At 44.8% G+C, this 13,153-nt stretch carries 13 protein-coding genes; 5 read left to right on the top strand and 8 right to left on the bottom strand.

The genetic code is table 11. The features are described 5' to 3' along the window. The first annotated feature begins 473 nt into the window (after positions 1-473). The 3 genes from gap (at position 474) to GO003_RS10745 (ending at position 4,994) form a co-directional block, all read left to right on the top strand. Positions 474-1,484 carry a type I glyceraldehyde-3-phosphate dehydrogenase gene (gap, locus tag GO003_RS10755; protein WP_159658728.1) on the top strand — a complete coding sequence of 337 codons (1,011 nt, stop codon included), beginning with the start codon at positions 474-476 and terminating at the stop codon, positions 1,482-1,484. Positions 1,485-1,497: 13 nt separating this feature from the next. Then, the gene (pyk, locus tag GO003_RS10750; RefSeq protein ID WP_159658757.1) at positions 1,498-2,937 is read left to right on the top strand and encodes a pyruvate kinase; all 1,440 of its coding nucleotides are present in this window, start codon (positions 1,498-1,500) and stop codon (positions 2,935-2,937) included. 644 nt (positions 2,938-3,581) lie between these two features. Beyond that, positions 3,582-4,994: an undecaprenyl-phosphate glucose phosphotransferase gene (locus tag GO003_RS10745; RefSeq protein WP_231088940.1), complete on the top strand. Its 1,413-nt coding sequence runs from the start codon at positions 3,582-3,584 to the stop codon at positions 4,992-4,994. A gap of 87 nt (positions 4,995-5,081) precedes the next feature. Here GO003_RS10745 and GO003_RS26395 read toward each other — a convergent pair whose 3' ends face one another. Then, entirely contained in the window at positions 5,082-6,125 is a 1,044-nt protein-coding gene (locus tag GO003_RS26395; RefSeq protein WP_159658729.1) for a VanZ family protein, read from the bottom strand. A gap of 722 nt (positions 6,126-6,847) precedes the next feature. Between GO003_RS26395 and GO003_RS26560 the strand changes: the two genes are divergently transcribed. Then, complete coding sequence (locus GO003_RS26560) at positions 6,848-7,084, top strand: TolC family protein (RefSeq protein ID WP_407942116.1); 237 nt, start codon at positions 6,848-6,850, stop codon at positions 7,082-7,084. Beyond that, positions 7,048-7,251 (top strand): hypothetical protein, encoded by a 204-nt coding sequence (locus GO003_RS10735; protein WP_159658730.1) that lies wholly within the window; start codon positions 7,048-7,050, stop codon positions 7,249-7,251. Before GO003_RS26560 ends, GO003_RS10735 begins: the two co-directional genes overlap by 37 nt. 126 nt (positions 7,252-7,377) lie before the next feature. Here the strand turns inward: GO003_RS10735 and waaA are convergent, their stop codons facing one another. The 7 genes from waaA to GO003_RS10700 form a co-directional block, all read right to left on the bottom strand. Further along, complete coding sequence (gene waaA, locus GO003_RS10730) at positions 7,378-8,652, bottom strand: lipid IV(A) 3-deoxy-D-manno-octulosonic acid transferase (RefSeq protein ID WP_159658731.1); 1,275 nt, start codon at positions 8,650-8,652, stop codon at positions 7,378-7,380. A gap of 210 nt (positions 8,653-8,862) precedes the next feature. Continuing rightward, positions 8,863-9,309, bottom strand: coding sequence for a 50S ribosomal protein L9 (gene rplI / locus GO003_RS10725; RefSeq protein ID WP_159658732.1), 447 nt, complete (start codon positions 9,307-9,309; stop codon positions 8,863-8,865). Positions 9,310-9,352: 43 nt separating this feature from the next. Then, complete coding sequence (locus GO003_RS10720) at positions 9,353-10,264, bottom strand: DUF2232 domain-containing protein (protein WP_231088939.1); 912 nt, start codon at positions 10,262-10,264, stop codon at positions 9,353-9,355. Between the two features lie 21 nt (positions 10,265-10,285). Next, positions 10,286-10,513, bottom strand: coding sequence for a 30S ribosomal protein S18 (gene rpsR / locus GO003_RS10715; RefSeq protein WP_159658733.1), 228 nt, complete (start codon positions 10,511-10,513; stop codon positions 10,286-10,288). 32 nt (positions 10,514-10,545) lie between these two features. Further along, on the bottom strand, positions 10,546-10,989 hold the full coding sequence (gene rpsF / locus GO003_RS10710; RefSeq protein WP_159658734.1) for a 30S ribosomal protein S6: 444 nt from the start codon (positions 10,987-10,989) through the stop codon (positions 10,546-10,548). Between the two features lie 329 nt (positions 10,990-11,318). After that, entirely contained in the window at positions 11,319-12,083 is a 765-nt protein-coding gene (locus GO003_RS10705; protein WP_159658735.1) for an ABC transporter permease, read from the bottom strand. Then, on the bottom strand, positions 12,080-13,009 hold the full coding sequence (locus GO003_RS10700) for an ABC transporter ATP-binding protein (protein ID WP_159658736.1): 930 nt from the start codon (positions 13,007-13,009) through the stop codon (positions 12,080-12,082). Before GO003_RS10700 ends, GO003_RS10705 begins: the two co-directional genes overlap by 4 nt. Between the last annotated feature and the right edge of the window lie 144 nt (positions 13,010-13,153).

Below are 13,153 nucleotides of genomic sequence, written 5' to 3'. Positions count from 1 at the left end.
ATCTCAATTCCTAGGGTATCTTTTTATAGTAAATGTACGCAAAAAGCTTTAAACAGCCAGGTCATTCTTTATTACTGATAATGTGAGTAAAAGAATAAATCTGAGCGGGAAATCAAGTGAAGCATTTCACTTAACTTAAACCGGCCTTGAGTTACAGAGAAATTTAATTTAACTCCGCCAACTGCTCTATATTCCTCTAAAATCTTTGAGCGATAGACGGCGTTCGCCTAAATTTGGTAAACTTAAGCCTAATTTTTTTGCCCTGAGGGAATTGTTGAATTTTTTACAATTACCGCATTGCATGGACGCAAAGCTAAAATCAATAGTTCAATGCCATTGGTTTTATAAATCTACAGTAAACCTCGTTGTCTGTAGATGATTTCCGAAAAAACCCGCTAAGGTTTTTGTCGGCTTTTTCCTTGGCGGCGTTGCTTCCACCTCAATTGAAATTATCAACCAACCGGAGAAACTCTATGCCAATCAAAGTTGCAATTAATGGTTATGGTCGTATTGGGCGCAATATTCTGCGCGCATTGTATGAAGCAGGCCGCACCAGTGAAATCCAAATCGTTGCTATCAACGACCTGGGTGATTCAGCAACAAACGCACATTTAACTCAATTTGACAGCGTGCACGGCAAATTCCCCGGACAAGTCGGCGTTGACGGCGACTACCTGGTAATCAACGGCGATAAAATCAGAGTGTTCTCTGAAAGAGATCCGTCAAAACTGCCTTGGGGAGAATTAGGGGTAGACGTTGTGCACGAATGTACCGGCTTTTTCACCAGCAAAGCCAAAGCTTCTGCACACATCACTGCAGGCGCAAAAAAAGTGATCATCTCTGCTCCCGGCGGCAACGATGTTGATGCAACCATTGTTTTTGGCGTGAATCACCAGGTTTTAAAAGCATCCGATACCGTTATTTCCAATGCATCATGTACCACTAACTGTCTGGCACCTCTGGTTAAACCATTGCATGATGCAATCGGTGTTGAACATGGATTGATGACCACCATTCACTCCTACACCAACGACCAGGTACTAACTGACGTATATCACAGCGATTTACGCCGCGCCCGTTCAGCCACACAATCAATGATCCCAACCAAAACCGGTGCTGCTGCTGCAGTCGGTCTCGTACTGCCTGAATTGGCCGGCAAACTGGATGGCTTTGCGATGCGTGTGCCTACGATCAATGTATCTGTGGTCGATTTGACTTTTCAGGCATCAAAACCGACTACAAAAGACGAAGTGGACAGTGTTTTGAGAGCTGCATCGGAAAAATCTAACGGCATATTGGCCGTAAACGATCTTCCCCTGGTATCTATAGATTTCAACCACAATCCAGCCTCTTCTATCTACGAACCGGCTCTGACTAAAGTTACCGGTGGCAACTTCGTGAAAGTCTTATCGTGGTATGACAATGAATGGGGCTTTTCAAATCGCATGTTAGACACTACGGTTGCACTTTTTAATGCAAAATAATTCAACCCCCTCTATGCTAAGAAGAACCAAAATATTGGCCACACTTGGACCGGCTACGGACAAGCCCGGCGTACTTGAAGAACTCTTCAAAGCCGGACTTGATGTCGTTAGATTAAACTTTTCACACGGCTCTGCTCAAGATCATATTGACAGGGCCAATCAGGTCAGAGCGCTAAGCAACGCAACAGGACGCCGAGTCGGCATATTGGCAGATTTGCAAGGCCCAAAAATCCGCATTGCACGATTTAGGAACACCAAGGTTTTGCTCAAAGAAGGCGAACCCTTTGCACTTGATATGAACCTGGGCATCAACGATGGCGATGAAACCCAAGTAGGCATCACTTACAAACCCCTGGCAAAAGAAGTCAAACCAGGAAGCCGTTTATTACTTGATGATGGAAGAATCGTGCTTGATGTTGTCAAAACCGATGGCTCGCGCGTGGATTGCGAAGTAGTTGTCGGCGGTGACTTATCCAACAACAAAGGCATCAATTTGTTGGGTGGTGGTCTATCTGCCGCAGCCTTAACCGAAAAGGACAAAGAAGACATTAAAACCATTGGCAAAATCGGTTGCGATTTTGTCGCCGTGTCTTTTCCTCGTTGCGCAGCTGATCTTCATGAGGCACGAGAACTGTTATTGGCAGAAGGCTGCCATGCCGGTATCGTCGCAAAAGTAGAACGTGCTGAAGCGTTGGAAGTGATTGATGAAATCATTCTTGCCTCGGACGTGATCATGGTTGCTCGGGGAGATTTGGGCGTGGAAATTGGGGATGCCAACCTGCCCGCCGTACAAAAACACCTGATTAAACGGACGCGGGAACTGAATCGTGTTGCCATCACGGCAACGCAGATGATGGAGTCCATGATAGAAAATCCTATCCCAACCCGGGCTGAAGTATTCGATGTCGCCAATGCGATTGTTGATGGTACGGACGCCATCATGTTGTCAGCGGAAACCGCATCGGGCAAATACCCGGTCAAAGCGGTTGAAGCGATGGTGCGGATTTGTATGGAAACGGAAAAGCAGCCTAGTGTGAGGGTTTCGGATCATCGTCTGGATGTTCAATTCGACCGCGTCGACGAAGCCATTGCCATGTCTGCCATGTACATGGCTAATCACACGACCATCAACGGCATTGCCACACTGACTGAATCCGGCTCCACGCCCTTGTGGATGTCCAGAATCAGCTCAGGCATTCCTATCTTTGCGTTCAGCAGCCAAGAGGAAACGCTGGGAAAAGTGACCTTGTACCGAGGAGTGTTTCCGTTTTACTTCAAAAATGACCAACTGGATCATGCAGAGGTCAACCGGTCCATCGTTAATCGCCTCCGTAAACGCGGACAGGCCAAAAATGGTGATAAATTCATTATCACTAAAGGCGACCTGACCGGTATCGAGGGCGGCACCAACGCACTAAAAGTCATAACAGTCGGCGAAGGTTTAACACCTTAAACCGTTATCTTTTACGCGGCCGGTTTCAAAACTACCGGTCGCGTATCTTTAATTTGACCTAAAAAATCACTGAGCCTTTAGATCTGAATTAAGCAGTTCGTCATATTAGCAAGCTACAATCCCATAGTAAAAATCCAGTTTGTATGCCCAAATTCTATAGTTAAGAGTACGTTCAGCCTGGAAATACGGCATGTTGAGCGCTCACCCGCGAAGAAAAGCTTTTTTTCCAGGCTTATCCAACATAACCGGGTAGCAGAGAAATAATCATTTTTAGAAAAAAGTGCGGATTAATTCACAGTTTGACACGAAGTTTATCCTTACCTTTATTCCCTGGCCGTCATTTAATTCAGTGTTGACAGATAGATGAAAAAATCCGCTCATGGAGAGTTTCTCAAACCATCACCACGCTGCCTTCAAAAGGCGCTGGGCGATTGGATCCTCTTTAATGCCCGGAAACAAAATAAGCCTGACTGTGCATTGGTTGCCACAGGATAACATATCGCTTATAACATTTTATTAACTCACAACATGTCAGGGAAACTATATGATTCACCGGTATATCAACAATATCTTGTAAAAAAATGAGTATCCTGCTAGAGCACAAAGTAACTTGACGTAATAAATTTAATTCCTGGTATCACCCTATGACAAGCTTAGACAAAGGATTGATAAGACAATTTGACACCCAATTAAAGGCATTGTACCGCCTTTCTGATATGGTCATTATTTCTGCGGTATTAGGTGGGATTGTTGAATATTACTACCTGGAATGGGATACCAACTATTCTCTGTGGTTATTGCTGTCTACATTGGGCTTTGCATTTTTCGCTGAATTATTAAGAGTCTACGATCGATTTAGAGGCAATAACTTCTCCAGCACAGGACGCAGCCTTGCCTTATCATGGATTGGCGTTATTTTTGTGATTTCTATGGCGCGATTCTATTACCCTGTCATCAATGAAGATCAGGAATTTTACTTCATGGTTTGGGTTAATCTTGCCCCGTTGTCCTTATTTATCTGGCATTTTGCCATTTTTACCGGACTCACGTTGATCAGATCTTTAGGCAGAAACTCAAGGACCGTAGCCATTATAGGTTCCACCCGCTTAGGCCATGAAATTGCCCAAATCTTAACGACTGAAAGTTGGCTTGGACTTAATCTCACCGGAATATTCGACGACAGAAGAATTAAACAAAAACAGCGAATACTGGCAGAAAGCGAAGATCTGGCCGGCAATATTAACGATGTTGTCATCAGAGCAAAGCAAGGCGAAATTGACATCGTCTACATTACCCTGGAATTAAAAGCACAAGACCGGATTAAGTTTATCCTGGGTGAACTGGCTGATACTACCGTTTCCGTTTACTTTGTACCCGATCTATTTGTGTTTGATTTATTGCGTTCCCGCTGGAGCCATCTAGAGGGCATTCCTATCGTCAGTATTTACGACACGCCTTTTTATGGGATAGATGGCGCGGTTAAACGCATGTTCGACATCATCGCTGCATCCATCATTCTGATCATCATTGCAATTCCCATGCTGATAATCGCCATCAGCATTAAATTGACCAGCCCTGGCCCCATCATATTCAAACAGCGGCGGTACGGCTTTAAAGGTGAAGAAATACTGGTTTGGAAATTCCGTTCCATGACTACCTGCGATAACGGTGACAACGTCAAACAAGCCACACAAAATGATGCCCGCATCACCAAACTGGGTGCATTCTTAAGACGCACGTCATTAGATGAGTTACCCCAGTTTATCAATGTATTGCAAGGCCACATGTCGATCATCGGCCCCAGACCTCACGCCGTTGCTCACAACGAACTGTACCGAACCAAGATTAAAGGCTACATGCTGAGACACAAAGTAAAACCGGGTATTACCGGTCTTGCGCAAATAAAGGGCTTTCGGGGCGAAACAGACACCCTGGAAAAAATGGATGGGCGTATCAGATACGACCTTGAATACATCAGCAAATGGTCGCTCTGGCTAGATATCAAGATATTCTTTTTAACCGTGTTTAAAGGATTTATAAGCAGCAAAGCTTATTAACATTAGGCATGTGCTGCAGATCGTCTTTGCTTGCTAACCCAGTCGCTGCATAAATGCTTTGCAATGCATTAGCAATGCTCCCTTCATTTAAAAGGATCTATTGTTCTGATCCACAATCAGGTGCAGCCATAACAAGGACACTAAATATCCGGTTATGATCCCCCCGCTATCAATCAAAATATCACCCAACTGAGCGGTGCGTCCGTCCATAAACAGTTGCAAAACTTCGCTAATGAAAGCAAACAATACCAAATAAGCGAGCAGACATGCGGTAGATTTTTTATAAGGCCGACCACCGACAACAGCAATTGACAGCAAGGTAAACAGCACAAAATGCCCTGCTTTATGCAGGTCCAAATCCGGCAAATGCGGATTCAAGTTAAATGATTGAGTATTGTTAAATTGAGAGGGAACATAGGATGCAGATGCCACAGTATCGGATGCTAGGATTGCCGCGCCCATTGACTCCTTCATACTCTCCGGCATAAGAACTCCCAAAATAACCCCTGTTGCCAGTATGAGAACAAAACCCTGTTTCAAGCTACTGAATCCGGACTTAAAAAAGGGAACGGATACCCAGAGCAAGATCACCACCCAGATCAGCAATAGTGCTAGCCGATAGTCCCTGAATGCGGTTTTAAGCGTCACAGGACGCAAACTGATCGACTTTATCCATAAGCTTCCCGTACTCTTGATAAGCTGCGCAGCCACCATCATTTTTGACACATCACCAGGGATCGCAAAAACCTTTTCGTACCGCATCCAATCCCTGCTTCCTTGTTGACGAACAAGCACATGAGGAAGACTGTACATGGCATCACCCTCAGCATTAAAGGAAACCAAAACGACTCGAGCTGTTTTCCAGCTCATGTCGCCATTGATAATATTTTCTGTTTTGATTTCGCAGTCCAACTTTACTAAACGGGTCTGAATGCTTGGACGGATAATCTGGGACATGTACGCGGACTCGACCGGAACGGTTGATTCCAATTTTGCACTCACTTCGTTTTGCAAAGTCAAAGCACTGACATTACCGGTGTGTTGCCAATGAGCCAGGCCATTACTGAAATCAGCATTTTCAATGAGTTCAGGCCCAACTAACTGGTATCTTTCGTAAAAATTAAAAAACACTATCGAACAACAACTTATCAAAATAAGCGTTAAGTTTTTAAAGAGAGCGGAATTAAAGCAGGACATGGTTAATAAGAAACGAGAGGGAGATGCGCTTTCACAAGAAGTGTAAGCCAATTTAAAACAACTGAGAAATATAAAAAGCGAACATCAGACAGAAAAAAGCAGACCTATTAACAGTATTTACTGCTAACACCGAGCAGGGAATCCATACACCGGTTTTAAGAGTTGGCAAAACCGAGCTTTCCTATGCATCATTAAGGGGAATTGAAAACTGCAAGACCAATTAGGACATCTAATTTACGCTGAATCCAACATGGGAATACAGCGAATTATACACAGCAAACTACTGAATAACCCTAACCACTTGCAGAATAAAACCCCGCGTTGATTTCCCGCTTAAAAAACTATTCGGCAGAGAGGAAAACACAGATCGGCTAATCTCTCTCATTAATGCCAGAGTATCGGCGAGAACAAATTCATCGAAGTCGAACTGAAAAAACCTACAACCCAGACGATTATCAAGCCAGCAAAATAAGCATAACAGAGTAGTTTAATTTGAATATTAAAGGGGATTAGATTGGCTATATTTGCGTTAAAAGTGTGCGTCTCCCCGGCACTGATTGCCAGGGTCCGGAAGCCATGGATGGCTTTGGACTTTCACATCCTTGCGATCTAGATTCCAGCAATCCATCCCGGAATGACAGCGTTGAAAAGCTTCCATCCCAGATGGATTTAAATCCGGAATTGAGGCAGCAGAGAAAAATCTGTCCGGAGCAACTGCCAAACATTTGCCGCAATTGGCTTTATTGTTGTCTCATACTTATTCAGACCAAGGCTATGATAACCGCTTTCAACCGCCTTACAATGTGAGCTCGGCAAATTTACAAGTCAATATTTCTTTAAATGAAGGCGGCCGAGTGTGGATGCCACCGTCAAAGAAACGGTTGCCCGATTGATGATTGCCAAACAGGAGAATGAAAGAATCCGCCGCAAAATTGAGTTTGAAACCAGAACATCGTTTTTAAATGTTATCGCCAGTCATTCTAAATTGGGCGCGGCAACCATTATCGATGTGCCGGATTCACATCGCCGAGCCTCACAGGGCTCAGATGGATCACCTTAAAGCCCGCAACGACTATATTCGCAACCTCATCGCCTTGAAAATCTGGTCCGGCTGACTTTCCATCGACAAGATTGAAGAGATCGATATCTGGTTTACTCGCTTCAGTTCGGATTAAGCCCTGTATATTCAATGAGATTGACGGGCCATCGAGTCGCTCAAGTGTTGAACGATTTTTTCTAGCGCACCTTGATTCCGGCCAACAAAACTTAAACCTTCATTAATCAGTTGGCGCCTCAGGGGCTCATCGTTTTTAAGTTTTATAAAGTTATCAATGATGGCCTGAGCATCTTGACATTGTATAGCGGCTCCCGCTTCCAGCACCTTTTGCTCGATTTCCCTGAAATTAGCCATAAAAGGACCAAACATAACCGGCACACCCAAAGCAGCCGGTTCCAAAATATTATGACCTCCCACAGGCGCCATGCTGCCACCCACAAAAGCCAGGTCTGAAGCCGCATAAAATGGTTTCAATTCACCCATCCGGTCAACCAGAAAAACATCGGTGCAGCTGGTACAAACCGAACCGGATGATCTCGTTACACTTTTTAAATCATGCAGTTCAATCAACTTTTGAACTTCACTGAAGCGCTGCGGATGCCTTGGCACTAATATCAGCAACAATTCGGGATAATCGGGCTTCAACTGCTGGTATAAGCTTAAAAACAGGTCTTCTTCCGGTTTATGGGTACTGGCGATAATCCAGACAAACCGAGAACCCAATACCGTTGACCTGATCTGCCGCCCTTCTTCCCGCAAACCCTGCGCTATTTCCATATCAAACTTAATATTGCCGGTATTTTCAATCTGACTTTCCAGTGCGCCTATGGCCTTAAACCGCTCAGCATCCTGCCGGGACTGAGTCAGAATACGGGTAATTGTTTGTAAAGTGGGACCGATAATCCAGGGTATTTTTTGATAACGGACTGCGGATTTTTCTGAAAGTCGGGCATTAACCACATAGAGAGGCACATCGGCTTCGGCACAGGCAGCGAAGAGATTGGGCCACAACTCCGTTTCCATAATGACGGCCAGACGTGGCTTAAAATGAGCAAAGAATCGCTGAATGGCAAACGGAATATCATAAGGCAGATAAACATGTTCGACCGTATCGCCCAGCGCGGCAACCACCCGGGCAGAACCGGTAGGTGTCATTGTTGTGATTAACAGCGGTTGAGAAGGGTAAAGCTGCTGGATACGTTTTACCAGCGAAAACAAGGCTTCGGCCTCTCCTACCGAAACCGCATGAAACCAGACAACGGAATTGGAATCTTTATTGCTGTACCAGCCCAATCGCTCGCCTAAACGCCTGCGGTATTCCGGGGCTTTGATACTTCGCCAAAGCAGACGCAAGAGTACAAAGGGCAGCAATAGATAAAAGGCAGCAGAATAAATTGTTCGCATCAACACACTTCCAAAATAGTCAGCGTAAGCTTAACCTTTCTCAAGAGCCGATACCAAATGATAATTTAACAAGCAGAGCTGCGATAAATAAGATGTTGAACAGCGTGGGGATAGCGTTTGAACCGGCTTGTTAGAGCATAACCCAACTGATCTGGACGAACATGTTGGGTTACTCTTAACCTGCCAAAAAAAAGAGTACTTTGGTAAAAATTACTCAGCGACTACATTAACGGATACGGTTGCAACCACATCAGAGTGTAAATCGATATCAATTTTGTACTGACCCAAATGACGTATAACGCCCTGTGGTAAACGCACTTCATGCTTTTCAACTTTTGCACCGGCACTGGTGAGTGCTTCAGCAATGTTTTGTGTTCCGATAGAACCGAACAATTTACCTTCATCTCCGGCTTTATGGGCAATAGAGACTTCCAGACTGTTAAGCTGCTCGGCTCTTGCTTGCGCCGCTTTAATCCGCTCAGCAGCCGCTTTTTCTAAATCGGCGCGGCGTGCTTCAAACTCGGCGATTTTTTTCGCTGTCGCAGGAACAGCTTTACCTGTCGGCACAAGATAATTACGTCCGTAACCGGATTTAATGGTTACTTTATCGCCCAGATTACCCAGGTTGGCCACTTTCTCAAGAAGAATGACTTCCATCTTTAAATACCTCTGAATTCGGATAGACCGAAAATATAACGCCCTATTTGGGCTCGATTACTAAAAATTTATTACGTAAATTCAACCATGTATCCAGCAAACCCAAAACGGCTACCGGCAACATAACATGGGGGATAAGCAGTAAAGTGACGTACATCATGGGCACTAAAAAGTGACTTATTTTTGTTCTTGCCAGCAAGTTATGCAGCACCGCAGAACCAATAAAGGTATACAGAACAAAAAACAAAATAGACACATTCCAGGCGGCTTCAGATAAAACTCCGCTGGTCCACCATGCAGCCAACACGATTAAAACTGAACCAATGGCCAATCGCGGATGCGTTCTTAACGCCAAAAATTCCTGACGAAATCCTCCCGGATTATAGAGTGTGGCTTGCCACCAACGACCCAGGAACAATCCAAACAGCATCCCGTAAACCGCACCGGCGGCAATGATGCCGGTCATAAACCGGGCAAATGTACTCAACGATTGCTGTACGTTTTCCACGGGAACATCAGGATTCGCATCCATCATTGGTTTGGCTATCTGAACCAAAACCGACTCCCACAATCTGGCCGGGTCTTCCTGAACGCCATAAAATAACAATACAGCGGCAGCGCCCAAAAGCACCGCGATTTCTACCGCCAATGACAGATGCCGGCCTTCTCGAAGAACGATTGAGATAACCCAGATAGGAATCCACAAAACCAGACCATACAACAGTGCAAACTGGTAACCGCCCAGAACGAGGAAGCCCAGCAAAGCTGCGGCAACACTGGAACTTATCAGTACGTATAAACCCTCGTATGCGCCTCGCCTCAAGGTGACTAGCGCTACCGTAGCTGAACTTACAATACTGACCGGAGGCAGGATCAAAGAAATCAGAGCAAGCGTTGATGCAACCATCATGGCCGACATTCGGCCCCGCATGATGAATTCCGCTAAAAATTTCACCTGTTCCCCCGGCTAATTCAGTTATTTATGTGCATCGCAAAAAGGCAACAAAGCGGCAAAGCGAGCGCGTTTTATGGCTGTCGACAATTGTCTTTGCTGTTTTGCGCTGATACCGGTAATACGGCTAGGTACAATTTTTCCGGTTTCAGTAATGTATTCTCTCAGTGTATCCAGATCTTTGTAGTCGATTTGGTTTGAGCCATCGACATTGAAATGGCTGCTTTTTTTACGTCTCATGTTACGTGCCATGATAATCCTCTGGTTTATTGACTGGTAATCGATTATTCGGGAGTTTCTTCGCTGAATTCTTCTGGCTCATCAACAACGACGTCAAGATCAACCTCTTCGTCTTCATCAATATCGTCAGCTATTTTGGCCTTAGGTGCAGGCGCCTTGTTTTCGTCATTGCCCGATGTAGCGATAATTGAAGGCTCTGTGACAGGACCCTTTTGCAACAAAGTCATACTCCGCAAAATGGCGTCGTTAAAACGGAATGCGCTTTCCAGTTCTATTAACGTTTCACGATCACACTCAACGTTCATCAGAACATAATGTGCTTTATGGACTTTGCTGATGGGATACGCCAAATGTCTGCGTCCCCAGTCTTCCAGTCTATGGATGGCTCCAGATGCGCCTTCAATAGTCGCTTTATAGCGATCTACCATTGCTGATACCTGAGAACTTTGATCAGGGTGTATTAATAAGACAATTTCATAATGTCGCATGATTGCTCCTTACGGGTTATTAGCTTTCCATCTTTGTCTTTGAAGACGGTAAAGCAAGGATCAGGGTATGGAACCCCAAAAAACTCTGCATTATAGGTTTATACCTTGTTTTTGCAAAACAATTTATTCAAACCGGATTAAATAATCCAGCAATTACCCGTTTGATGATAAATAAAAGGGGGACGTAAGCTTGTTACGGGGATATCGGCGCAGAGATGCTGCCGTCAAGCCCCCAGGAATGGGTCTAAGGCGTTCCTCGCAAAGCTTACACCAAACCTCAAAGCCACATTAAAAGCTCAAACTGGAAATTGCTGAAATAATCCGCTTCGTTACGTCTTTATGCCGATTCCTTTTTTCAACAAATACAAGCTGAACAATGACAATATGACTATAAAACAGCCGGTAATGAAGAATGCGAATTTGATATCGACATCGGTAACGCCAATCAATCCGTAGCGAAATGCGTTGATCATGTACAGAATAGGATTAACCAATGAAATCTTTTGCCAGAACTCAGGCAGCATTGATACCGAGTAAAACACACCCCCCAGATAACTTAACGGGGTCAAAACAAAGCTGGGAATGATGGCGATATCATCAAAACTGTCAGCAAAAACGGCATTGATAAAACCGGCCAACGAAAACAAGGTCGCTGTTAAAATAAAAACAACGACGGAAATCCAAAAATGCGCGATAGAGATGTCCGCAAACATTAAAGAGATAACGGTAACCACTCCACCGACCATGATGCCGCGCACCACGCCCCCAGAAACATAACCGGCCAGAATCACCCAATTAGGTACCGGCGAAACCAGCAACTCTTCGATATTCCGTTGAAACTTTGTCGAATAAAATGAAGATACGACATTGGCATAGGCATGACTGATCACCGACATCAAAATGACGCCGGGAACGATGTAATCGATATAACCCACCCCGCCAATGGGGCCGATACGATCACCGATCAACTTGCCGAAAATTAAAAAATAGAGCGATGTCGTTATCGCCGGCGGCAAAATTGTCTGCGGCCAGATCCGGGTGAATCTTCTTACTTCTTTGGTAACGATGGTCCAAAATGCGATTGAATTATTCATAAGCCCTGCTCCGCTGTCGATGAACCGACCAGGTCCATAAACATTTGCTCCAGGCGGTTGGATTTATTCTTGAGACTGACAACCTTAATACTGTCGGCAGTTAACATTTCAAACAGCTTGTTAAGGCCCTGCTCCTTGGGCACGCCCACACTTAACGAGCGCTCGGATATCATGTCAATCTGATACCCCTGGCAATGCGGGGCAACCTTAACTGGCTCAGCCAAGTCCAGAACAAAATGATCAATATTCAGACGATTCAACAATGAAGCCATATCCGAATGCTCAACAATCTGGCCGTTGTTAATGATGGCGATATTCCGGCAAAGACTCTCGGCCTCTTCCAGATAGTGCGTGGTCAAAATGATCGTGGTACCTTGCTTGTTGACCTCTTCCATCAATTCCCACATGGAACGGCGAATTTCGATATCCACTCCAGCGGTCGGTTCATCTAGAATGAGCAGCTTGGGTGAATGCACCATCGCTCTTGCGATCATCACTCGCCGCTTCATTCCCCCTGACAAGCGTCGGGAGATCGTATCACGCTGAGTCCACAAATCCATTTGTTTCAGGCAGCGTTCGGTCCTTTTTTTGGCTTCTTTCTGACCTATCCCGTAATACCCGGCCTGTATTTGCACGATATGCTTGACGGTTTCGAATTGATTAAAATTGATTTCCTGAGGCACCAGCCCAATGCACGTTTTTGCACGCTCACGGTCTTTCTGCAAATCGTGCCCGAAAATAGTGACTGACCCGCTGGTAGCATTGACCAAAGAGCTGATTATGCCTATCGTGGTTGATTTTCCGGCACCATTAGGGCCGAGCAAAGCAAAAAAATCACCCGAGTCAACATCCAGATCAATGCCTTTTAAAGCCTCAAATCCATTGTTATATTTTTTTGTTAATTTTCGTATTGATAATGCTTTCATTCAGGAACATTCACTTAACGGATATCTTTAAATGAGTTAAATTAAAGGATGGCCTCAACTAAATTGTCTACCCGTTAATTCAGGGACGGCAAAAAAGGCCTCAAAAAACCCTGTGATATTATCAGAAATTGTTTCGCACCGTAG

The organism is Methylicorpusculum oleiharenae (assembly GCF_009828925.2).
GTDB lineage: Bacteria > Pseudomonadota > Gammaproteobacteria > Methylococcales > Methylomonadaceae > Methylicorpusculum > Methylicorpusculum oleiharenae.
The sequence above is the reverse complement of the archived record's forward strand: the minus strand, read 5'-3'. Positions and strand labels throughout refer to the sequence as shown.